This is a genomic window from Tardiphaga sp. OK246, assembly GCF_900188215.1.
Taxonomy (GTDB): domain Bacteria; phylum Pseudomonadota; class Alphaproteobacteria; order Rhizobiales; family Xanthobacteraceae; genus Tardiphaga; species Tardiphaga robiniae.
The window spans coordinates 263,506-286,758 of record NZ_FZOX01000005.1 but is presented as its reverse complement, the minus strand read 5'-3'; the positions used below and the strand labels follow the sequence as shown (position 1 = coordinate 286,758).

General features: G+C 60.9%; 23 protein-coding genes. 1 reads left to right on the top strand and 22 read right to left on the bottom strand.

Annotated features, from left to right (window positions below; all coding sequences use genetic code 11):
* Window positions 1-2: 2 nt before the first annotated feature.
* The 8 genes from CHC01_RS22815 to CHC01_RS22780 all read right to left on the bottom strand — a co-directional run bounded on the left by CHC01_RS22815 (window position 3) and on the right by CHC01_RS22780 (window position 6,813).
* Complete coding sequence (locus CHC01_RS22815) at window positions 3-287, bottom strand: hypothetical protein (protein ID WP_089266599.1); 285 nt, start codon at window positions 285-287, stop codon at window positions 3-5.
* Window positions 284-1,552 (bottom strand): flagellar hook protein FlgE, encoded by a 1,269-nt coding sequence (gene flgE, locus CHC01_RS22810; protein WP_089266597.1) that lies wholly within the window; start codon window positions 1,550-1,552, stop codon window positions 284-286. Before flgE ends, CHC01_RS22815 begins: the two co-directional genes overlap by 4 nt.
* Window positions 1,553-1,573: 21 nt before the next feature.
* Window positions 1,574-2,236, bottom strand: coding sequence for a flagellar hook assembly protein FlgD (locus CHC01_RS22805; protein ID WP_089266596.1), 663 nt, complete (start codon window positions 2,234-2,236; stop codon window positions 1,574-1,576).
* 346 nt (window positions 2,237-2,582) lie between these two features.
* Window positions 2,583-2,849, bottom strand: a complete 267-nt coding sequence (locus tag CHC01_RS22800; RefSeq protein ID WP_089266594.1) for a hypothetical protein — start codon at window positions 2,847-2,849, stop codon at window positions 2,583-2,585.
* A gap of 193 nt (window positions 2,850-3,042) precedes the next feature.
* Window positions 3,043-3,438, bottom strand: a complete 396-nt coding sequence (locus tag CHC01_RS22795; RefSeq protein ID WP_089266592.1) for a flagellar export chaperone FliS — start codon at window positions 3,436-3,438, stop codon at window positions 3,043-3,045.
* Window positions 3,439-3,440: 2 nt separating this feature from the next.
* The gene (gene fliD, locus CHC01_RS22790; RefSeq protein ID WP_089266591.1) at window positions 3,441-5,126 is read right to left on the bottom strand and encodes a flagellar filament capping protein FliD; all 1,686 of its coding nucleotides are present in this window, start codon (window positions 5,124-5,126) and stop codon (window positions 3,441-3,443) included.
* A 63-nt stretch (window positions 5,127-5,189) separates the two neighbouring features.
* Complete coding sequence (locus CHC01_RS22785; RefSeq protein ID WP_089266590.1) at window positions 5,190-6,014, bottom strand: flagellin; 825 nt, start codon at window positions 6,012-6,014, stop codon at window positions 5,190-5,192.
* 136 nt (window positions 6,015-6,150) lie between these two features.
* Window positions 6,151-6,813 carry an RNA polymerase sigma factor gene (locus CHC01_RS22780; RefSeq protein WP_089266588.1) on the bottom strand — a complete coding sequence of 221 codons (663 nt, stop codon included), beginning with the start codon at window positions 6,811-6,813 and terminating at the stop codon, window positions 6,151-6,153.
* A 642-nt stretch (window positions 6,814-7,455) separates the two neighbouring features.
* Here CHC01_RS22780 and CHC01_RS22775 point away from each other — a divergent pair.
* Window positions 7,456-8,880, top strand: a complete 1,425-nt coding sequence (locus CHC01_RS22775; RefSeq protein ID WP_089266587.1) for a hypothetical protein — start codon at window positions 7,456-7,458, stop codon at window positions 8,878-8,880.
* Window positions 8,881-8,918: 38 nt separating this feature from the next.
* Here the strand turns inward: CHC01_RS22775 and CHC01_RS22770 are convergent, their stop codons facing one another.
* From CHC01_RS22770 to CHC01_RS22710, 14 genes are all read right to left on the bottom strand, one after another.
* On the bottom strand, window positions 8,919-9,446 hold the full coding sequence (locus tag CHC01_RS22770; RefSeq protein ID WP_089266585.1) for a 4-vinyl reductase: 528 nt from the start codon (window positions 9,444-9,446) through the stop codon (window positions 8,919-8,921).
* Window position 9,447: 1 nt separating this feature from the next.
* Entirely contained in the window at window positions 9,448-10,425 is a 978-nt protein-coding gene (locus CHC01_RS22765) for a dipeptidase (protein WP_089266584.1), read from the bottom strand.
* A gap of 78 nt (window positions 10,426-10,503) precedes the next feature.
* Window positions 10,504-11,223, bottom strand: coding sequence for an ABC transporter ATP-binding protein (locus CHC01_RS22760; RefSeq protein ID WP_089266582.1), 720 nt, complete (start codon window positions 11,221-11,223; stop codon window positions 10,504-10,506).
* Window positions 11,220-12,008: an ABC transporter ATP-binding protein gene (locus CHC01_RS22755; protein ID WP_089266581.1), complete on the bottom strand. Its 789-nt coding sequence runs from the start codon at window positions 12,006-12,008 to the stop codon at window positions 11,220-11,222. The genes CHC01_RS22760 and CHC01_RS22755 overlap by 4 nt, the downstream gene beginning before the upstream one ends.
* A complete protein-coding gene (locus CHC01_RS22750; protein ID WP_210421704.1) occupies window positions 12,005-13,171 on the bottom strand; it encodes a branched-chain amino acid ABC transporter permease in 1,167 nt (388 codons plus the stop codon). Before CHC01_RS22750 ends, CHC01_RS22755 begins: the two co-directional genes overlap by 4 nt.
* Window positions 13,168-14,073, bottom strand: a complete 906-nt coding sequence (locus CHC01_RS22745) for a branched-chain amino acid ABC transporter permease (protein ID WP_244499877.1) — start codon at window positions 14,071-14,073, stop codon at window positions 13,168-13,170. The genes CHC01_RS22750 and CHC01_RS22745 overlap by 4 nt, the downstream gene beginning before the upstream one ends.
* A 27-nt stretch (window positions 14,074-14,100) precedes the next feature.
* Window positions 14,101-15,285 carry a branched-chain amino acid ABC transporter substrate-binding protein gene (locus tag CHC01_RS22740; RefSeq protein WP_089266580.1) on the bottom strand — a complete coding sequence of 395 codons (1,185 nt, stop codon included), beginning with the start codon at window positions 15,283-15,285 and terminating at the stop codon, window positions 14,101-14,103.
* 265 nt (window positions 15,286-15,550) lie between these two features.
* Window positions 15,551-16,402 (bottom strand): formyltetrahydrofolate deformylase, encoded by an 852-nt coding sequence (gene purU, locus CHC01_RS22735; protein WP_089266578.1) that lies wholly within the window; start codon window positions 16,400-16,402, stop codon window positions 15,551-15,553.
* A gap of 102 nt (window positions 16,403-16,504) precedes the next feature.
* Complete coding sequence (locus CHC01_RS33160) at window positions 16,505-16,633, bottom strand: tunnelling fold family protein (RefSeq protein ID WP_283805465.1); 129 nt, start codon at window positions 16,631-16,633, stop codon at window positions 16,505-16,507.
* 64 nt (window positions 16,634-16,697) lie between these two features.
* Window positions 16,698-17,987, bottom strand: coding sequence for a serine hydroxymethyltransferase (gene glyA / locus CHC01_RS22730; protein WP_089266576.1), 1,290 nt, complete (start codon window positions 17,985-17,987; stop codon window positions 16,698-16,700).
* A gap of 9 nt (window positions 17,988-17,996) precedes the next feature.
* Window positions 17,997-19,370, bottom strand: a complete 1,374-nt coding sequence (locus CHC01_RS22725) for an L-serine ammonia-lyase (protein ID WP_089266574.1) — start codon at window positions 19,368-19,370, stop codon at window positions 17,997-17,999.
* A gap of 29 nt (window positions 19,371-19,399) precedes the next feature.
* Complete coding sequence (locus CHC01_RS22720; protein ID WP_089266572.1) at window positions 19,400-19,969, bottom strand: sarcosine oxidase subunit gamma; 570 nt, start codon at window positions 19,967-19,969, stop codon at window positions 19,400-19,402.
* Complete coding sequence (locus CHC01_RS22715; protein ID WP_089266571.1) at window positions 19,962-22,952, bottom strand: sarcosine oxidase subunit alpha; 2,991 nt, start codon at window positions 22,950-22,952, stop codon at window positions 19,962-19,964. Before CHC01_RS22715 ends, CHC01_RS22720 begins: the two co-directional genes overlap by 8 nt.
* Window positions 22,949-23,242: a sarcosine oxidase subunit delta gene (locus CHC01_RS22710; RefSeq protein WP_068737808.1), complete on the bottom strand. Its 294-nt coding sequence runs from the start codon at window positions 23,240-23,242 to the stop codon at window positions 22,949-22,951. Before CHC01_RS22710 ends, CHC01_RS22715 begins: the two co-directional genes overlap by 4 nt.
* Window positions 23,243-23,253: the final 11 nt, after the last annotated feature.

Sequence of the window (23,253 nt, the reverse complement as noted above, 5' to 3'; positions counted from 1 at the left end):
GGTCACTCCGTGATCGATGGATGGGGCGCGGCTGCCGTGGCGTGCCGCCCGAGCGAGGCTATCCGGGAATATGCCGTCGCCGCCTTGCTACGCGCGCCGGCGATGTTGAGTTTCTGCGCGAGCGCGTCGCGGCGCTGCTGCAAAGTGGTACGCAGCGTACTGAGATCGCCTTGCAGCGCCAGGATCATGCGCCGATCGCCACGATCGATCCGCTGCGCGGCGGCCAGCAACCGGTCAAGTCGCCGCATTAGCGCGTCATCGTCTGCCTCGGCCACCATCGCGGTCATCTCATGCTCGAGATCAGGGTATCGAACATCTTGTTGACGGCGGTGATCACCTGCGACGCGGCCGAATAGGCCTGCTGCGCGGAGATCATGCTGCTGAACTGCTCGTTGGTATCGGTGGTGCTGGATTCCAGCTCACTGCCAAAAATGGTGCCGGCGCCGTTGGTGCCGGATTCCTGCAACGCAGCCGTTCCCGATTCTGCCGTTGCCGAATACAGCCCGTTGCTCTGGGCTTCCAACTGATCGGCAGCGGCAAATGTCGCCACCGGGATCTTGTAGATCGCAATGGTCTGACCGTTCGAGTAGGTGGCATTGACGATGCCGTTTTCGCCAACCGAGATGTTGCTCAGTTTACCGAATGCGAGACCGTCGGACTCGATGCGGGTGATGTTTACAGCAGGAGTAGATAGGCCAGAGGCATATTGCGTCAGCCCATCGGTGCCGCCTACGGTGCCGAGGTTGAGCGTAATGTTGCTGTCCGCCGCCCCTGTGGTCCAACCAGTGATCGCCAGCGTTGCCGGACTGGGATTGGTGCTGGCCAGCGAACCGTCGGTATTGAAAGAAACCGACACGGTGCTGGTCGGGGTTGCCGCGGTTGTCGTCGTCGAATCCGACGACAATGTCGGCTGGCCGAAGCTCGCGCTCCAGGTATTGTCCGCGGTCTTTGCCCAGGTCACTTGGATCGAGCTCGACGTTCCCAGCGAATCGTAGACCGACATCGACGTGGTGAACGTATCGCCAACCGCGGCATCCGCCGGCAGATTGGCCGAGAAGGTGGTGGTCGCCGTCGCGCTGCCGCTGGTCTGCGCCACACTCGTGTCAATTGCCGTGAGATTTCCGCTGCTAGCGCTGCCAATCACATTGCCGGCCGCATCGGTGCGCCAACCCAGAAGATAAGCGCCGTTATTGACGAGATAGCCGTCGGAATCCGTCGTGAACCCGCCGTTGCGCGTGTAGAGCGTCGAGCCGCCGGTCAGCGACGTCGTCACCGGAAAGAAGCCGTTACCCTGGATCGCGATGTTGGTGGAGGTCGACGTTGTCGTCAGCAGGCCCTGTGTCGTGATATTGGACTTCGAGAGCGTCGTCACGCCGCCGGACGAATAGGCCGATGCGCTGGACGAACCCGTCACCAGCGACTCGAACGATGCCGAGTTTGTCTTGTAGCCGACCGTCGATGAGTTTGCGATATTGTCGGAAATCATCGCCAGAGCCGAGCTCTGGGCGTTAAGAGCGGAGATGGCTGAAGACAGCGCGCCGGATAGACTCATAATCAGTACTCCAAAGTAAACTCAGGAAGTGACGCCGATGACGTTGCTGGTGCTCACGGACGTGCTCCCGATATTGAGCATCGGAGTGCCGGACGAGTTGTCGATCGAGGTCACCTTTCCGGTGACGGTCGTGTAGCCGTAGACAGACTGACCAGTGCTATCGGTGGCCGAGACGTTGAGCGTGTACTGGCCACCGTCGGTCAGCTGGGTGCCGTCCGTCGTCGTGCCGTCCCAGGTGAAGCTGTTGGTGCCGGAGGCCGTGGTTCCGCTTCCGGTCCACACCGTGTTGCCGGATGAATCCTTGACACTCAGCGTGACATCGGAGGCGGCGGACTCGAGCGAATAACCGAACGAGATCTGGCCATCCTTCAGCGTGCCGGTGTCGGTTTTGGCGGTAACAGTCTGGCCGATATAGTTCGACGAGTTCAGCGTGAGCAGGCTGTTGAGCGACGACACCAGCGTGCCCATATTGCTGTTCAACGTCTGCTGCTGATCGAAATTGGCGTAGGACGTGAGCTGATTGATGAAGTCGGTCGAATTGGTTGGGTCGAGCGGATTCTGGTTCTGCAACTCGGTCACCAGCAGGTTCAGAAATTGCTGCGACGTAATGGCGGAGGTCACCGACGAAGACGACGCCGTCGAGGCTGTCGTGGTCGTGGTTGACGTCGTTGCAGCTACAGTCATGGCGCGCTCCGGCGATATCCGCGCGCGCAGCGCTGCGGAATTGCGTCAGTGAGAAGAGTGCTCGTGAAGTCCGTTCCTTATTGAAACGGGTGGTCTCGGCCGTTCAGGCAAAGATTCTTTGCAGGCCGCTCCTGCCCGCGAGCCATCGCGCTCCGTTACAAGAAAGCGCTGTGCCGCGGAGGTTTTCTGAAATTTTTTGGCGCGAGCTATTGGCGCTCAAGCGCGGCAAAAATTGCCCGCTGGGACGGCCGAGGGAGGTTTTGTAGAAGGCCGAAACGGGAGGCAGTCGCGCACGGGATTGTCCGCGGCACTGGCGGGATTGGAGCGACCGTAACGGAAGCGTCAGCTACTTGCTGTCAGGCTTGGTTGCCGGCTTCGCGGGAACCACATCGGATTGCCGAGCTTTCTGCATGATCCGGTCTACCAAGCCATCCGGCGCGCGCACGACGCCCGATGGCAGGGCACGGCGCAGCAATTGCGCCTCGGCCATCGCCGCACGCGCCTGTTCCGACGTCCGCAGCAACGCGACCGCGGCGTCCCGCCGGTTATCTGGCCAGGTTGACACGTCTTCACCGTGCCGACCCAGCAGGTCTTCAAACTCGGGAATGTCCATTCTGGAAACTCGCCCGGCACGCACCTGATCGTACGTTGCATGTCAGCCCTCGTTCGGACTGGCACGCCAGCGTCCTAAGACAGACCGGGTCGCGAGGCAATGCTGCCCCGACTTTTCAACCACAAAAAGACATCGAACGATCCTAAACTCTGCAGGTGCGATGAATTCACCGTGCCCGCCGGTGTCGATCTGATCAGGCGGGCTTCGCGGCACTCCGCGCGACGACAATCCAGGCGTCACGAAGCTCGGTCAGGCTCGCAATGATCCGGCCATAGCACTGCGCCGCGTTCGGCTGCCCGAACGACCGCAGGCAGGCCATGATCAGCGTATGATAGGTGGTGTGCAGGCCTCCCGCGACCTCGCCTCCGCGATCGAAATTCAGGTTATGGCTCAGTCCGCGCAGGATGGCAGTCGCCCGGATCATCAGATCGTGGCTCTCCTCGAATTTCTTCTCCTCGGACGCCGTCACCGATTTCTGCAATGCCGTAATCGCCCCATCGATCATCATGACCACCGCCCGCAACGGCGGTACCGCGACCGCTGCCTGTCGATAGGCCTGGGCGGCCTGAAAATTCGCTTGATGCTGCATGACTAATCACTCGACGCGTTGAGAAGGGCGGACAGATAATCCAGGGTGGAATTGGCCGACGAGATCGCTGACTGATATTTGGCGTATTGGGTGGTCAGCATTGTACGATAGATCGCGGCGCGCTCGTTGATGTCATCGATCTGCTGCTGCATCCGGTCATCCTGGGATTGCAAATTGGTGATCAGATCCTGCAGTGAGCCGCTGGTCTTGTTCGATGCGGCACTCGCGATCGCGTTGATCTGCGCCGCAATCCCGATGGTCGACGTGATGGTCACCGATGCCGATGACGTACTGCTGTAGCTGAAGGCCATGCCGGAATAGATCGTGCCGGCCTTTCCGATGATCGTCCGGCCGGACACGGTAAACAGCGAACTGTCTCCCCCCACCGAGACCGACAATGCACCGGAGCTATCGACCGCAATATCCATCACGAAGGACGATGGCGGCGATGAACTTGTATTGACAACCGCGAGCGCCGCCGACGAACTCGTGGTCTTGGTGGCGAGAAGCGCGATGACACCGTCAAGATTGTCGGCCAGGGTTGTGGCGAGCGTGCTCGTATCGAGCACAAGATCGTTCGTGTCCGAGAACGACAGGCCGAGATCGCTCATCGACAGATCGCCCACGATGGAGTTCAGGACCTGCTCCATCTGCGTCGTGACGCTACGCATGGTGCCGTCGCCAAACAGCACCGCACTCGTGTCTGCGGTTCCACTCGACGACAGCGTCTGCTGCGTGGTTACGTAGTCGCGCACAGCGTTGTAGGACGTGACGAATTGCTGCAATGCAGTCTGGATCGAACTTGTATCGACATCGATGCTGATCTTGACTGTCGATCCCGATGGCGTGCTTTGCAGCAGACTAAAGGAGACGCCGCTCAGTACGTCAGTGATGTTATTGGTGTCGCGCGTCAGCGTAATGCCGTCGACGCTGAAAATTGCGGGTTGCGATTCCTGCAGCACGTCGGTAAACGCGCCGGAACTATCTGTCACGCCCAGGGTCGTGAGCACATCGTCACCCGACATGACACTGGTGATGATATCCGCATTGTCCTTGGTTGCAGACAGGATCATCTCGTACTGATTGCTCGAGATCTGGATGATCGAGGCTTGGACGTTCGTCGTGGACGTCTGTGCGTTGATCGTATCGACGAGATCCTCCAGCGTCATCCCGCTGGTGACCGAGATATCGGCACTTGTGCCGCCTTCCAGGCCGATCGAGAAAGTGCCGGCCAGACCGAGATCGGCACTCTTGTCTGCAACTGCGGTGCCGATCACCTTGTGAGCCGTGGCGATCTGGGTCACCGTGAGCGTGTGATCGCCGGTCGCCGCGCCGTTGCTGATGGCCATCGAGACGGCAGAACTGGCGCTCACGTCGCCAGTGGATGTAATGGTCGCCGATCGCGCTCCATAGGCACTCGACGACAGTGAATTGACGATCGACTTGGAGAGCGAAGTCGTGTCGGTCGTCAGCGTCGTCAGCAGCGTCTGCAACTGCTGATAGGCCGAGATCTTGGCCTCATTCGCGGTGATGCTGGTCTGGATCGTGGTCGCGGCTGCCGTCTTGGTGGCAACCTGCGCCTCGATCAAGGCGTCCCAATCGACGCTGGTCGTCGTCTTCGTTCCTGAGGTGGTCGTCGCCAAAGCCGCAGTTGCCGCTGCGGAAGTCGAGCTCGTCACCGTCGCCATGCCACCTTACTTTCCTGTACGAAGGTGCGGGTCAGCGTTGCCGCTGGCCCGCGTTTTTGCGGCTTAGCCGAGCAGCTTCAGCAGATATTGCGGCATCTGGTTCGCCGACGATTCCGCGGCAACCGCGGCCTGCACCTTGACCTGCGACGACGACAGCTTGGCCTGCTCGGCTGCGATGTCGACGTCGGTGATCGCGGAATTGGCGGCCTGCAGGTTCTGGGACTGCGTCGAGATCGAGCTGGCGCTGAAATTGAAGCGCGATTCCTGCGCACCGATCGTCGCGCGGGCGGCGGAGACCGTATCGATGGCAGTGTCGAGCGCGTCGATGGCTGCAGTGGCGCCGGCCTGCGTGCTGACATCGAGCGTATCGACACCCAACGTGGCGGAGGTGAGATCGTCGAGCTTCACGGTGATCGTATCGGCCGATGTCGAGCCGACCAGAACGGACGCACCCGCGGCGAATGCGCTGGTACCATCCAGCAGGCTCTGACCGCTATAGCGCGTGCCGGTCGCGATACTGTCAATCTGATCGCTCAATGCGGTAAATTCCGAATTGAGATAGGCGCGGCTGCTGTCGGTCACCGTCGCCGAGGAGGACTGCGATGCCAGCGACTTCATCCGCGAGAGAATGTCGCTGATGTTCGAGGCCCCGCCATCAGCCGTCTGCAGGATCGAGGTCGCCTGCGATGCGTTGGTTGCGGCCTGCTGCAGCGTGGTGACGTCGGATGAAATGCGCGTCGAAATCGCGAGGCCGGCGGCGTCGTCGGATGCCTGGGTGATCTTCGAGCCGCTCGACAGCTTTGAGAGTGAGCTCGACATCTGCGACGAGTTGATATTCAGGTAACGGACTGCAGAATTGGCCGCGGTGTTGGTTGAAATAACGGGCATTAAATTGCTCCTTGAATGTGGCCGCGGATGCGGACCGATCGGGGACCTCTGGACGCAGGCCAGCCCCCGTCCATTCGCTAAACGGAATGGCCCTCACAATTCAGGCGCGGTCTATTTCGGGGCTGGAGATTTATAGTTAGCAATCGCTTAACGAGTGCAGGATGTCCGGCTCGTGGCGGCGCAGGATTTCGCGCAGCTGCTGCCGCCCGCGCTTGAGCAGCGACTCGACCGCCGACACAGTCGTGTTCATGACTTCAGCGATGTCGCCATTGCTCATATTTTCATGGTAGGACAGGATCACCGCGACACGTTGCTGCTCAGGCAGACGCTGCATCGCCGCCTCCAGCAATTTAGCCACCTCATCGCGCTGCATCGTGCTGAACGCATCGGGCTTGATGTCGGCTGGCTCCGGCACGGCATCGACATTGTCGGTGCGTGGCCGACGATGCAGATCGATGCAGCGATTGGTGACAACGCGGTAGAGCCACGTCGAGAATTTTGCGCGGCCGTGCTCCCATTGCCCGCGATGCGTCCAGACCTTCAGCATCGTGTCCTGCACCACATCCTCAGCATCGGCACGACTACCCAGAAGCCGAAGCGCAATGCCAAACGCACGATCGATATGACGCTCGACAAGACATCTGAATGCCGTCTCGTCATTTGCGGCTAATCTGTCCAGCAGCTCTTCGTCACTATCGCCCGCGGGCTCGCACGCGTCGAGCATCAGAGAATCCTCCGCAGCTTCGAGCTGCACCGGCATTGTTTCGACAGCGTCTGCAATCTGGAGCGCGTACGTCATGCCCTTCTCCCATTTCTCCGCCGACAAACGGCCGTTCTGGTCGACCTCTCACTCTTGAACGGGTGACGCGCGACGATCAGGCGATGAATTTTGCTTATTTTACAAATACTTGATGGGAAAAAACTGCCTAGAACTAGGCAGAAATTTCTACACTGGCTGTTGCGGCCACGTCGGGCCTGATGGGAACAGGTCATCAAAGCATCTCGAGAAATCGCATCGACTGCGGCGAGTGATGGAAAGAATTCTTACGCACACAACGACAACACCTGCAGCGATACGACATCACTCAGCAATCGAAGACCGATGCTAACAACTCTGCAGCAATGGATTCGACGGTAGACAACGTCTCACTGGGAAATTCTTGCCGAATCGCAATTTGAAAATAGCGGACTGCGTCGTCGGAAAAAGAAAAAACGCTTGCATGCGGCGCTCATCTGCGGCGCATCGCGATCTTTTTTGTTTCAGAACATTGACCGCGTGCATCCAACGTGCACGCGCAATGAAGATACACACAGTAGAAACAAACCGCACCGAGCTGAAACATATAGAAGCATATTGTGCCGACGCATCGCAGAGATATCCGCCTGACGACGTCGGCTCGTTCGTATCAGTCAAAGCATTCAAACGAACGAGACAGCGGCGATGAACGACAGCTTGGACGATATCCTCCGGCAGCATGCGCGCGCCCCGCGACTGGGCGCGCTTCAACGTGCACGCTTGCGTCAGGTAACGAGCCGGTGCCATGGCATTGTCGACTGGGATGGCGTCAGTGCCGTATCTCAGCCTGGCGCTGCGGTCATTGTGTTCGAAGCGACGCACGCTGTGCGCGTTCAGGCGCTAATCGAATCCTTGCACGAGAATGCAATCGTCATTTTGCTCGTTGGTGAGAGCCCAGCCTTCGACGGCCTGAAGTCGAAATTACACGCACACGGGTCACTCGGCGCCGAGGGCGCGGATGCGCCGCATCAGGTGTGGTGGGGCGGCGTCAAGCCCCTCACGGTGCCGACCGGATTGTATCGAAAGCAGGATACGCTTTTCATCTCGTCATTCGAGAGTTCAGACATTCAGGGCGAGGATGCCGGCCTTACCGCAGATCTGAAGCGGTTGGGCCTCGATCACGTCGTAACGCAGATATCACCGAACTGCAGCAACGCCCGGCAAGGCACATCGAAAGTCGATTTCATCATCGAGCAGTGGAGCCAGGCATGCCGCCCGGTGTTCTGGATCGACGCTCAGGCGCGGCTCGCCAATCTTCCACTGCTTCCGCAGGCGCTGGGCTGTGACTTCGCAGTCAACCGTCGCCCGAATGGGGTGATGAATACTGGCGCGCTGTTCTTCCATCAGACCGAGCGCGCCGAAGCGCTGCTCGACATCTGGCGGCGCCTCACCTGCAGCCACCCCAATCTGCCGGAGTCCTTCCTGCTGGATCAGGCATGGGCGCTCACAAATGCGCAGCGGGAGATCGAAACCGCCTGGCTGCCGGACACCTACTGGCAAAAAGATGATGTGAGGCCGCGCGTCGACGGCACGATCCTCGCTCATGCCTGTAACAATGATGATCATCCATTGGAAAAATTCGCTGAACAAATGCAGTTGGGGCGCAGGTTCGAACGCCATCAGGCTCCGGAAGCTCACCTCGTCATGAAAGGCGCCGCCGGCGGCCGCGGGCTGATCACAGTCGTGATCAGGGACATCCTTGCAGGCAGCACGACGGACATCGCCGAGTCGGTGGAAGCAGCAGCAGCAGCGTTTGCCACCGACAACGGCGGGTTTTCGCAGATGGAGATTGTGCTCTGCGGCTGGGACGACGAAGTCAGGTCCGTTCTCCAGATCGAGGACTATGCGTGGACACTGATGACCGACGTATCGGAACGTCTGCGGCCGAACTGCTTCAGCTCGCTCAAGCGCCGACGCGCCAGGCACGATTTGCATGCGCTGGAATACACGTCAGAGGATGAGTCAGAGGGCAAGATTACTTCCGCCATTCAGTTGGTCGATCCGTCACTCGGCGCCAAGCTGAAGCGAAGTGGCACGGCTGACCACATCTTTATTCGGAAACCTGCCTAGGCGCGTCCTAATATCGTTACAGAGGTCCCCAGCGTAAATTAAGCCGGCTCGACCTTGAACAGACAATGATCGTGAGTGCCTTCAGCCTCGCAATAGACCTCCTGCGCCCGCAACTTGACCTCACGACCGGCACTTGCGGCAACATATTCGAGCGAGCCCTCGAGCCAAGACGCAAACATGTAACACACCTTGCGACCACTGTTGCGGCGCTCGCCATCAACCATTGCCGAATTTCGCAAGCGCACTGTCGCCGTCCCTGCTTCCGGCGACACGTCGAGCACATCGAATTGGCCCCATCCGCGCTGCGTGATGCGGCGCATATAGTGACGGAACACATCGACGCCGGACATGCCGTGGAATTCGGCTTCCTTCTCGCACCAGTAATAGGCCGAGCGATGGCCGGCCGGCCGCAGAATGCGCTCCAGCTCTGCAGCTCCCACCGCGGCCTCGATGGCGAAGTGGTTGTTCATGTAAAAATGCTGCGGCACCAGGATCATATTGGTCGCGTCGACCGACCAGCGCCCGGTCTGATCATCGACATTGATGTCAACCTGCGGCTTCCCCATCTCAGGCTCCCCAGACGGTCTTCAGGAGATTGACCCAGTTCTTGCCAATGACGGCCTCGATGCGCGAGGCTTTCCAACCGCGCTTCTCCATGGCGGCGGTAAGATTCGGCCATTCGCCGATAGTCTTGATGCCTTCGGGATTGATGACGTCGCCGAAATTGGTGAGGCGGCGGCCATATCCCTTGTCATGGGTGATCCAGTCGAAGAATTCCTGACCATAGCCCTGCGTGAAGTCGGTGCCGATGCCGACGCTGTTCTCGCCGCAGATATCGATGACGTATTCTATTGCCTCGACATAATCGTCCACAGTCGATGCCGGACCGCGCTTCAGGAAAGGCGGGAACATGGTGACGCCCACAAAGCCGCCGTAATCGACGATGAAGCGCAGCTGCTCGTCGGACTTGTTGCGCGGATGCTCCTTCAAGCCGGCTGGCAAGCAGTGCGAATAAGCAACCGGCTGCTTGGAGGCGAGGATGACGTCTTCGCTGGTCTTCGATCCGACATGCGACAGGTCGCAGAGGATACCGAGGCGGTTCATCTCGGCGACGACCTCGCGACCGAAGTCGGACAGGCCACCGTCCTTGGACTCGTAGCAGCCGGTGCCGACCAGGTTCTGCGTGTTATAGGCCATCTGGATGATGCCGACGCCGAGCTCCTTGAACAGGCCGAGATAGCCGATCTGATCCTCGATACCGGTGACGTTCTGCCAGCCCAGGATGATGCCGGTCTTGCCTTCCTCTTTGGCCTTCAGGATGTCAGCGGTGGTGTAAACCTGCTTGAGGATGTCGTCGTTGTCTGCGAACCAGCGCTTCCACTTGACCACATTGCGCATGGTGGCTTCGAAGCCTTCCCAGACGCAGCAGGTGCAGTTGGCGGCTGTCAATCCGCCCTTGCGCATGTCCTCGAAGACCGGGCGCCCGAAATCCGAGATGATCAATCCATCGACGACGATGGCGCTTTCATGGATGCTTGAGGACATGACGTTTCCTTTCAGATGATAGTCTGACTTTTCGTTATGATGCGGCAGCCATACCGGCTAGCGCGACGTTCTTTCTGATCAGTGCGCCCCACCGAAGTAGGCGCTTTGGACTTCCTCGTTCTTTGCCAGCATCTCGGAGTCGCCCTGGACGATGATCTTGCCTTGCGACAGCACATAGCCGTAATGGGCGATGGCGAGGGTCTGGTTGACGTTCTGCTCGACCAGGAGGACCGTCACACCGGTTTCGTTCAACCGGCGGACGATGTTGAAGTTCTCCTGCACGAACAGTGGAGACAGGCCCAGCGATGGCTCGTCGATGATCAGAAGCTTGGGATCCGTCATCATTCCGCGGCCGATCGACACCATCGCCTGCTCACCGCCGGACATGGTGCCGGCAAGCTGCTTGGCGCGCTCTTTCAGGCGCGGAAACACCTCATACACCTTGCCAAGGCGCGCTTTGACCGTCTTCTCCGCATTGACGAGATAGGCGCCGACCCGAAGATTCTCTTCGACGGTCATCTTCGCGAAGATCCTGCGCCCTTCGGGAATGCACGCAATCCCGAGACCGACGATCTCATGGGTTGCCATCTGGTCGAGCGTCTTGCCTTCGAATGCGATGGAGCCGGCGCGCGGCGGCGTCAGCCGCAGAATCGAGCGTATCAGCGTCGACTTGCCGGCACCATTGGAACCGAGGATACAGGTGATCTTGCCCGGCTGCACGTCGATGGAAATGCCGGACAGCACGTCGGCCCGATCATAGGCGGTGAAGATGTTCTCGACTGTGAGATGACCGCTCATGCTTGCCCCAGATAGGCTTCGCGGACCACAGGATCGGCCGCGACATCACGGAATTTGCCTTCGCAGATCTTCTTGCCGTAGTTCAGCACGACACAGCGATCGGTGACGCGTTCGATCAAGCCCATCTCGTGCTCAACAATGATGATCGTGAGCCCGCCGAGCGATTTGCGGATGCCGAGAATTTCATCCACCACCTGATCCGTCTCGTCATGGGTCATGCCGGCAGACGGCTCATCGAGCAGCACAAGCTTTGGCTTGCCGATCAATGCGCGGCAGATCTCAACCCTGCGCCGATCGATCATGCCGAGCGAGATCGCCGGATCGAACAGCTTGTTCGGCAGCGCGGGATTGAAGACATGCAGCAGCTCGCGGGCTTCATCCGCGATTTTCTGCGCTTCCGCGGCGAATGATTTCCGCTGCACGATATTGTGCCAAAGGCCATTGTTCAGCGTTCGCTGCGCACCCAGCGCAATATTGTCGAACACCGACAGCGACAGGCATAGGCGCGATCGCTGGAACGTGCGCGACAGGCCATAAGACGAGATGTTGTGAGCCTTCTCGCGGGTGATGTCGATGTCACCCAGCAAGATCTTGCCTGCACTTGCGGAATAGACACCGCTGATCACATTGAGAAACGTGGTCTTACCCGAGCCGTTCGGCCCGATCAGTCCGAGCACTTCGCCATTGCGGACGTCAATGTTCAGCTCATTAAGTGCGAACAGGCCGCCGAAACGAACCGTCAAGCCGCGGCTCTCGAGCAGCACGTCGTTGGACAAGCTCGTCATGCGCTTGCCTCCGTATGCAGTTTCCGGACCCGGCGCGCCACGAGGCCATCCGGGCGCATGGTCAGGATCGCAATGACCAGGATGGCATAGAAGATGAGCCGGTATTCCTGGATGAACTGGAGCTTTTCGGGCAGCAGGACGACGATCAAGGCCGCCGGCAGCACGCCCCAGCGATTGCCGATGCCGCCCAGGATCACGATGGACACCATCACCAGCGAGTCGCCGAATGTGAAATTCGCGGGTGCGATGAACCCAGTCATTTTCGCATAGACCGCCCCCATCAGGCCGGCCAGGAAGTTGCCGATCGTGAATGCCAGCACTTTCCAGTAAGCTATCTTTAGTCCGAAAACGGATGCTGCGGTCTCATCGAGGCGCACCACATCGAACCAGACACCGACCCACGAGCGGTCCAGCAGTCCGACAAAGATCATCGCCAGCGCTGTCAGAATACCGGTCAGGATCACGTAGTTCACATAGGACGACAGCACGAGGCCGAAGATATGGATGTCATTGGTGAAGTCCCAGCCAAACAGATTGATGCCGGGAAGCTTCAGGCCCTGCGGACCGCCAAAGAAGTCATTCGCATCGAGAAAGACATTAAACATCACGCCGAACGCCATGGTCGTCAGCGCGCCGTAATGTCCGCGGGTGCGCAGCACCGGGAGGATGAGCAGCGAGCCGATGAAGACCGCGACCAAGCCGCCGCAGACCAAAACCAGCGCATCGGGCAGGCCGCCCTGCTGCCCCAGCATCGCCGCGGTATATCCGCCGGTGCCGGCGAAAGCTGCGGCTGCAAAGTTGGTCAGGCCAGCATAGCCCATCTGCACAGTAAGGCCGAGGCAGATCGTCGCGTAGATCAGCACCGTTGCCAGCATCAGCAGGCCGAAATTGTCGTCGCGCAGCACGAAGATGACAGCGAGCGAGGCCACCATGATCAGGCCACGCAGCAGCCAGGGATTTTCCGAAGCGGCGACTTCCATCGCGGCGACGCCTCCGAACCGAGCGGCGCAGAAGCAGAATGCAGCCGTAATCGCCAATGCGGCACCGAGCAATTTCTGGTTTTCGATCAGGACCAGCGCAGTGAGCGCCACTGCAGCGAAGGCCACAGCGACAAAAAGCGGCCACACCGGCACCCGTGCAAGCATCCGAGAGGTCGGCGTCATACCCGCTCGCTCCCGCGCTCGGCGAGAAGCCCGGTCGGCCTCCAGGTGATGAGGACGATGATCAGCACGAAGGCAAACACGTTCTTGTAGTCGCTCATCGACGGCATCGCAGCGACGACGAAAGTCTGCAGCCCCGCGAACAGATAGCCTCCGATGATCGCGCCCCAGATATTGCCGAGACCGCCCACGATCGCAGCCGTGAAGCCGATTACGGCCAACAGCAGGCCCATGCTGTAATTGATCTCGCTGTAATACAGCGCATAGATCATGCCGGCGAAGCCTGCGGTGATGGAGCCCAATGCAAAGGTCAGCGGGATGATGCGACCGAAATTGATCCCCATCACACGTGCCGTTTCGGTGTCTTCGGCCACCGCCCGCATCGCGAGGCCGAATTTGGAGTGGTTGATGATCCAGTAAACGGCGCCGATCGAGGCGGCGCCGGCAATGATCAGAATAATCGCGTCGGTGCGGAAGAACGACGGACCGATATTGAAGCCTCCGGCCGGCAGCAGCTCCGGAAAGCGCTGCGGATTGGTGCCGTTCGGAAAGAACAGCCGGATGGCTTCGCGGATGGCCGTACCGACCATCATCGTCATCAGCAGCATGTTGAGCGGCGGTGCATTGCGCAGCGGCATGATAAGGAAATGCGAAATGCCGGCGCCGACCACCGCGGTCAGTGCCATTGCCACGCACAGCGCGACAATGAACTGCAGCGGCACCGACAGTCCCAGCGCGTTCGCCGCCCAGACGGCGACGAGGCCTCCGAAGGCGCCGAGCGTGAGCACGTCCCCGTGCGAGAACTTGATCACGTTCATGACGCCGAAGAAGATGGTGAACCCCATGGCGACGAGGCCATAGATCGTTCCTTGCATCAAGCCGTTCAGCAGGTGTTGACCGATCATACCCATGGATGTCCCGACGATCCGCGCTTACGGCAGGTTCTTGAGCTTGCGCTTGCCGGACACGTATTCGCTTTCTTCCCAGACCACCCACTTGCCGTCCTGGACGACATAACTCGTGGTCAGCGGCGTGATGTTCTGGCCATGGTCGTCGAAGGTGACCGGACCGACGATGGACGGACGGTCCTTCACATCGCCGAGGTCGGCGGTAACCTTGGCGCGATCCGGCCCGACCTTCTCGATGGTCTCCATGACCAGACGGGTGGCGACATAAGCGAACGGTCCATAAGCTTCCGGCGGTTCCGAATAGCCGGCAGCCTTGTAGGCATCCGCAAACATCTTGCCGCCCGGCATCTTGGACAGCGGCGGGCTGTCGAAGAAGGTCAGCGTGCCTTCGGCGAGCTCCGGACCAGCGGCGTTGACGAACGCGTCGCCCATGATGCCGGAATTGCCCTCCAACTGCGCGTTGATGCCGAACTTGGCCATCTGCGTGCGGAGGCGCGCGCCGAGCGGCGTCAGGCCACCAAAATAGATGACCTCCGGATTGAGCTCCTTGATCTTGGTCAGCTCGGCCGACAGATCCTGCTGATCCGGCGGGACCGAGAAGCTGCCCAGGATTTCATTACCGTTCTCGAGCGTGAACTGGGTGAAGTACTTGTTCATCGACTTGCCGTAGTCGGTGGAGTCGGCGAAGGACACGAATTTCTTGTAGCCGCGTGCCTTCATGAACTGCGCGCCGATGCGGTTCTGGCCGATCAGGATGCCGCTGACGCGGTGCACTTCCGGATACTTCTTGGCATAGGTAATTTCGGGCAGCACTGCCGCCCACACGACCATCGGCATCTTGAAGCGATTGAAGATATCGACGGTGGCAATCGCAGTCGCGGAACAGTAATGCGGGATCGCGGCAATGATCGAACGATCGGACGCGATCTTGGTGACGACCTGCACGCCCACGTTGGGCTTGCATTCGTCGTCAAGCACGACGAGCTCGTACTCATATTTGGTGTTGGGCTCGGCATTCATCAGCTTCACGGCCAGTTCGGCCGAGTTGCGTCCGCCAATACCGTGAGGCGAAATAGCGCCGGTCAGCGGACCCACGAAAGCAATCTTCACCTTGTCCTTGGCGAAGGCCGCGCTGAAGCCGCCAAAGGCCAGTGGCAACACGCTCGCAACGGCCAATGCGGCCAAACCACGCTTGCTAATCGTCCCCATCGCTGATCCTTCCAGGTTGATCCAGCCTGCAACGCTAGTGGTCCGCGAATGCGGCAGATAGGATGCACGCGCGCTGTTGCTTGTAGAATTGCGTCATAACTACCGAATATCGACTGCCTGTTCTTGGTTCGCGCGCCGACTGCTCGTCGGACTATTTTGCGTAGCAAACACAATGATTTCCGCTGCGCTGCAAAATTCATCGCGAAGATCAAATCTTGGCCTGTCGATGCTTTTCAAACGAGCATTCGTCGTCGCATTGCGGGCGCTAGAACACCACCGTTCTGCGTCCATTCAAAAGGACACGACGCTCGAGATGAAGCCGCACAGCGCGCGCCAGCACTCGCGACTCGATGTCGCGCCCAACGGCGACGAGATCGTCCGAGGACGACGCGTGCGTCACCCGTTCGGTCTCCTGTTCGATGATCGGGCCCTCATCGAGATCCGGCGTCGCGTAATGCGCGGTAGCGCCGATGATCTTGACGCCCCTGTCGTGGGCCTGGTGATAGGGCCGCGCGCCCTTGAAGCTCGGCAGGAAGGAGTGGTGGATGTTGATGACGTGACCATAGAGCTTGCTCGACAGATCGTCCGACAGGATCTGCATGTAACGTGCAAGAATGACCAGATCGGCGCCTTCCCTCAGATACAGTTCGTAGAGTTGCCGCTCCTGCTCTGGCTTGGTCTCGTTGCTGACGGGCCAGTGATAGTACGGGATCCCCGCCTTCTCGGCGATCGCTTCGCAGTCGCGGTGGTTTGACACAATCGCGACGACCTCGGCTTTCAGCCAGCCGACTTTAACCTGATACAGAAGCTGCTCGAGACAATGGTCCGACTTGGAGACCATGATGATCACTCGGGGACGCGACGCTGCATCGACCAGAACAGCGTTCATCTCGAATCGAGACAACACCGGATTGAGCACAGATTCCAGTATCTTTCGACTGACCGCGTCCGGCGTCTCGAAAGCAATGCGCATAAACAGGCGGTTGGTTGTCCGGTCCCAGAACTGCGCGCTTTCCAGGATGTTGCTGTCGACATCGGAAATCGCCGTCGCAACGGTCGACACGATGCGCGGGCGATCCTGGCAATAGAAGGTCAGTATCCAGTTCTTCTTCGTCATCTTGCTTGTCTCAGTGGTGGGATCGACCGTGTGGCTACGATCGCCATGGACTGGAAACATGTCGGTGTGGCTGCCGCACAGCGGGACGGCGGACGCCCTGCATCACGCGATCTGACGATGCCTGTCGGCGCGGTGTCGCGTCAGCCTTTTGCCGACACCTTCGAAGATCGCCGTGATCGGCGCCTGCGGCTTGTGGACGGTGACACGCACGGCGCTGGCGCGCGTGAACATTCAGCCCTTGGATGAATATCCCGTCCGCCTGCCCCTCTCCCACACGCTCCATCAAGCGGCCTAATCAGGACCGATAGATCGGGAACGACGCAACCAGCTCGGCGACGCGGCCACGTACCTTTGCCTCGACCTCCGGCGCTCCCTGGTCTGGCGCGCCGGAATTCGCATCCAGGACGGTGGCAATGAGCTTGCCGACTTCTTCGAATTCACCGACGCCAAAACCGCGCGACGTCGCGGCCGGCGAGCCGAGCCGGATGCCCGACGTGATGGTCGGCTTCTCCGGATCGAACGGGATACCGTTCTTGTTGCAGGTGATGTTCGCCCGCCCGAGCGCCGCCTCGGCGAGCTTGCCGTTCAGGTTCTTCGGCCGGACATCGACCAGCATCAGGTGATTATCGGTGCCGCCGGTGACGATCGGATAGCCGGCCTTTGAAAGCGTGTCCGCCAGCGCGCGCGCATTGGCGACGACGTCGGCCGCATATTGACGGAACGAGGGCTGCAGCGCTTCGCCGAACGATACCGCCTTGGCGGCGATGACATGCATCAGCGGCCCGCCCTGCAATCCCGGGAAGATCGCCGAATTGATCTTCTTGGCGATGTCCTCGTCATTGGTCAGGATCAGTCCGCCGCGCGGTCCGCGTAGCGTCTTGTGGGTGGTCGAGGTCACCACATGCGCATGCGGGAACGGCGACGGATGGACGCCGCCGGCGACGAGACCAGCGAAATGCGCCATATCGACGAACAGGTAGGCACCGACCGCATCCGCGATGCGGCGGAACGCAGCAAAATCCCAGAACCGCGAATAGGCCGAGCCGCCGGCGACGATGACCTTCGGCTTGTGCTCCACTGCCAGCTTCTCGAGCTGCTCCATATCGATGGTGCAGTCGTCGCGGCGAACGCCATAGCTGACGACGTTGAACCACTTGCCCGACATGTTCGGCTTGGCGCCATGGGTGAGATGGCCGCCTGCCGCAAGATCGAGGCCCATGAAGGTGTCGCCGGGCTTCATCAGCGCCATGAACACCGCTTGGTTGGCCTGGCTCCCGGAATTCGGCTGCACATTGGCATAGCCGCAGCCGAACAGCGTCTTGGCGCGCTCGATCGCAACCTCCTCGACTTCGTCGGCGAAGCGACAGCCGCCATAGTAGCGCCGGCCGGGATAGCCTTCGGCATATTTGTTGGTCAGCACCGAGCCCTGCGCCTGCAGCACTGCACGCGATACGATGTTCTCGGACGCGATCAGTTCGATCTCGTCACGCTGCCTGCCGAGTTCTCCGGCCAGCGACGACGAGATGGTTGGGTCTGCTTGGGCGAGATCGGTCGTGAAGAATGCCTCGCGTTCGGCTTGGGTCATGGTCTTCCCTCAACATTCTGCCAGATTGACAGCGAGACCTCCCAGTGAGGTCTCCTTGTATTTCGATTGCATGTCGCGCCCGGTCTCGCGCATCGTCGCGATCACCTTGTCGAGCGGCACCACATGGGTGCCGTCGCCCTGCAACGCGAGCGACGCCGCATTGATCGCCTTCACGGCACCAAAGGCGTTGCGCTCGATGCATGGCACCTGCACCAACCCACCGATCGGATCGCAGGTCATGCCAAGGTGATGCTCCATGCCGATCTCGGCAGCGTTCTCGATCTGCTCATTGGTGCCGCCGAGCACCGCCGCGAGCCCCGCCGCCGCCATCGAACAGGCCGAGCCGACCTCGCCCTGGCAGCCGACTTCCGCGCCGGAGATCGACGCATTCATTTTGAACAGCGCGCCGATAGCGGCGGCAGTCAGCAGGAACACGCGCATGTTTTCAGGTGACGCCTCGCGGCAATGGTCGCGGAAATAGCGAAGCGTCGCAGGAATGATGCCGGCCGCGCCATTGGTCGGTGCCGTCACCACCTTGCTGCCGGCCGCATTCTCCTCGTTGACCGCGATCGCATACAGACTGACCCAATCCATCACCTCATGCTGGGCGCGGCTGTTCGAGCTTGCAGCGGCGAGAAGGCGCCGATGCAGTGAGGGCGCGCGGCGCTTGACGTTTAGGCCGCCCGGCAGCTGCCCCTCTTTGGTCATGCCACGATCGATGCAGTCCATCATCACCTGGATGATGCGATCGAGCCGTTGCTCGATCTCGTCCGCCGGGAGCGACGACATCTCGTTGGCCATGACGATCTGCGCAATCGACAGACCGGTTTTCGCACCGATCTCGAGCAGCTGCCTGCCCGACCTGAAAGGATGCGGGACGGGAACGTCCTCGACAATCCCGACGACGCCGACCTGCGCTTCCGGAACGACAAAGCCGCCGCCAACGGAGCACCAGCGCTCGCCGTGAAGGAGATTACCGTCCCCCCCAAAAGCGGAGAGTGCCAGCGTATTCGGATGGTTTGGCGGCTCGGTCACGCCGTCGAAGATGATGTCATTGGCGAAATCGAACGGAACGTTACGCCGCTCGGCAACCCGCAGCGTGCCCGCCGCGCGGGCGTCATCGACCAGCGTCTCCGCTTCTTCCGGATCGATCGTTTCCGGAAACTTGCCAGCAAGACCGAGAACGACCGCCTTGTCGGTGCCATGGCCGCGACCGGTCCAGGCCAGCGAGCCGAACAGCTCGACCTTCACGCGCGCGACATCCTTCAGCAGGCCGCGCTCCGCAAGCTGGCTGGCAAACAGCGCCGCGGCCTTCATCGGTCCCATCGTATGTGACGACGACGGCCCGATGCCTATCTTGAAGAGATCGAACGTTCCAATCATCGCGCGGTCTCCAGGGCGCAGCCGGGCTGCTAGGACAGGCTTCGCGCTTCGTCGAGGAATTGCCAGACATAGGGCGCAAACGAACGCCATACATCCACGTGGAACACGTGCTCTTCAGAACGTGACAGCAGAAGTGATGCCTTGCCCAGCACCGTGCGCGTGCACATCCCGACCGGGAACGCCTTGAGGGACAGATCCAGCGGGCAGCCATGGTTCAGCACCAGCGCCGCCGTTGGACCTGCAACCGCGATGCCATCCGAACGATGGCTGACATCCACCAGCGAACAGGCCTGCCCCTGCAGCGCTACCGACATCCCGCCAAATACCTCGATCGGATTCTCGTTCACCGCCTGGAACAGCCATTCGTCCGGCCCCAACCAATAGACCGACCGGTCGCCGACAGCCTCGAAGCGGCAGGCCTCAAGGCTCGGTTTGACGCCAAAATGCGCCCCGGCAGCCTCGATCGCCTCGGTCTTACCGCGAAACACCAGCTTCGCCGCATCGGGAAGAATCGAGAGCGTCGTGGCGAACGCAGCAGTGGTGCCGGATGACTGCATTGGGGACAACGCGTTCGAACGCATGATCGCAGGACTAAGCATTCAAACGTTCCCCCTTCGGATCGAACAATATCGAGTCGACGACTTTCGCCTTGATCACGCCGTCCGGCATCGGGATCGAGAGCTCCTCACCCATCCGCGAGCGACCGCCGCGAACGAGTGCCAGCGCGATCGAACGGTTCAGCGTCGCGCTCCAGTAGGCGGAGGTGACATGTCCGATCATCGGCACCGGGATCGGATGGGTCGGATCGAGCACGATCTGGGCGCCCTCTTCGAGGACCACCTTGGGGTCCGTCGTCAGCAACCCGACCAGTTGCTTGCGGTCTTCTCTGACCAGCGCCGGCCGCGACAGCGAGCGCTTGCCGACGAAATCCCGCTTCGCCTTGCCGACAGCCCAGCCGAGGCCGGCGTCATCGGGAGTCACCGTGCCGTCGGTTTCCTGACCGACAATGATGTAGCCCTTCTCCGCGCGCAGCACATGCATGGTCTCGGTGCCGTAGGGCGTGATCCCGTAGGGTTTCCCCGCCGCAAAAATCGCTTCCCAGACCGCCCGGCCGTAGCCGGCGGGAACGTTGACCTCGAAGCCCAGTTCGCCGGTGAACGACACGCGGAACAGCCGCGTCGGCACGCCGCAGATACGTCCTTCGCGGACGCTCATATGCGGCATGGCATCGGCCGACAGATCGACGCCCTCGACCAACGGCTCGAGCACCTTGCGCGCATTCGGTCCCTGCAAGGCAATGACCGACCACTGCTCGGTGGTCGAGGTGAGCCACACTTCGAGGTCCGGCCATTCGGTCTGGAGGTAGTCCTCCATCATGGATAGCACGCGGGCCGCGCCGCCGGTCGTCGTGGTGACATGGAAACGATCCGTCGCCATGCGGCCGACGACGCCGTCATCCATGATGAAGCCGTCTTCGCGCAGCATCACGCCATAGCGCAGCCGACCGGGCTCCAGCTTGGTCCAGGCATTGGTGTACATGCGATTCATGAATTCGGCAGCGTCCTTGCCGACGATCTCGATCTTGCCGAGCGTTGAGGCATCGAAGATGCCGACCGACTCGCGCGTCGCCTTGCATTCGCGCGCGACGGCGGCATGCATGTCCTCGCCCACCTGCGGGAAATACCAGGCGCGCTTCCAGACGCCGACATCCTCGAACCGTGCGCCCTGGGCTTCGGCGCATGGATGGATGCTGGTCTTGCGCACGGGATCGAACAGATCACCACGCGATTGGCCGGCAAAGGATCCAAAGGTCGTCGGTGTATAAGGTGGCCGGAACGTTGTCAGGCCGACCTTCGGCACCGCGACATCGATCTGCTTCGACACGACACCGAGGGCGTTCATGTTGGACAGCTTGCCCTGGTCGGTGGCCATGCCGGTGGTCGTATAGCGCTTGACGTGCTCGATCGACCGGAACCCTTCGCGGGTCGCGAGCCGGACATCCTTGGCCGTCACGTCGTTCTGGAAATCGACCCAGGCCCGCTTTTCCGCCTGATGATCGGTCATCACGGAGCCGATGAACGCATCGGCACCCACCGACTGCGCGGAGACCGTATAGCTGCGCTCGCCGCGCGGGGAGAAGCCGGCCTTGGCCGCAGCGTCCCGACCACCCTTGGCGCCGCTTTCGATGACGCTTTCGAGCGCGAACAGTCCCTTGCACGCCCCGACCGAACGCTCACGCTCGACGGACTCGCCAGGCACATAGGCCCGCAGCTCTTCGCTGTAGCTGAGCTTGCCGCGGCTCTGCGAGAACAGATGCACCGACGGCGTGAACCCGCCGGACATCAGGATAAGATCGCAAGCCACCGTCTCGGCATCGCCGCCTTGCGCGTTGGAGATCTGCGCCGACTTTACCCGCAGCCAGCCCGACGTGCCGCGAACGATGCTGTCGGAGCGAACCTTGATGCCTTCGGCGCGTGCCTTGTCGACCCAATAGCCCGACACGCTCTTGCGCAGATCCACGATCACCTGGATCCTGGCACCGGCTGCCTTGAGGTCCAGCGCCGCGCGATAGGCGCTGTCGCAGGCGGTGAATACGACCACCTGCTTGCCCGGCACCACGCCGTACCGATTCACATAGGTCCGGGCAGCACCGGCTAGCATGATGCCCGGCCGGTCATTGTCGGTGAAGACGAGCGGCCGCTCGATTGCGCCGGCCGCCAGCACGACTTCCTTTGCCCTGACCTGCCAGAGCCGCTCACGCGGCTGGTTCGTCGCGGGATTGCTGAGATGGTCGGTGACGCGCTCGTTGAGACCGACGAAATTGTGCGGGTACCAGCCAAACGCCGTCGTGCGCGACATCAGCTTCACATTGGGGCGCTTACGCAATTCATCGAGCGCCGCGCGCGTCCATTCGGCGGCCTGCATGCCGTCGATCGATGCCGAACGATCGGACAGCAGCGAGCCGCCCATCTCTGCCTGCTCGTCGCACAGGATCACGGTGGCATCGCTGTTGCTGGCTTCGAGCGCTGCGGCAAGACCCGCAGGTCCGGCGCCGACGATCAGCACGTCGCAATGCGCAAACACCTGCGTATAGCGATCGGCATCCGGCTCGGCTGGCGCTCTGCCGAGACCCGCCATCCGCCGGATTACCGGCTCATAGAGCTTCTTCCAGGCCGTGCGGGGCCACATGAAGGTCTTGTAGTAGAAGCCCGCCGGCAGGAAGGCCGAGAAATATTCGTTGAGGAAGCCGGCATCGGTCTCGAGCGACGGCCAGCGATTCTGGCTTTCGGCCACTAGCCCGTCATAGATCTCGACCTGGGTCGCGAGCAGGTTCGGCGTATAGCGCGACTGGGCCGCGCCGACACCGACCAGCGCATTCGGCTCTTCCGAGCCGGCGGAGACGAAGCCGCGCGGCCGATGATACTTGAACGAACGCCCGACCAAATTCACGCCATTGGCGATCAACGCGGAGGCCAGCGTGTCGCCGGCCAGACCCTGATACGACTTTCCGTCGAACGTGAAATGAATTGCGTTGCGGCTTTCAGCGCCGTCGCCGCGCCGCACGCGATACGTACCCGTCATGGCTTGGCACCCTGATGTTCGGCTTCGGGGCGCTCGCCCATGCGATAGGTGCGCTTGATGACGTCCGTGGTCGTGTCGCGGCTGGCATTGAAGAAACGGCCGCAGCCATTGGCGTGCCGCCAACGCTCGTGATGCAGCCCCTTGGTATTGTCGCGCATATAGAGATAGGCGGCCCACTCGTCGTCAGTGAGGCTCATCGGGTCGGCCGGGCGGGCGATATGCGCCTGCCCGCCATTGGCGAATTCGGCCTCCGGGCGCGGCCCGCAATAGGGGCAATTGATCAAGAGCATCTCGTTTTCCC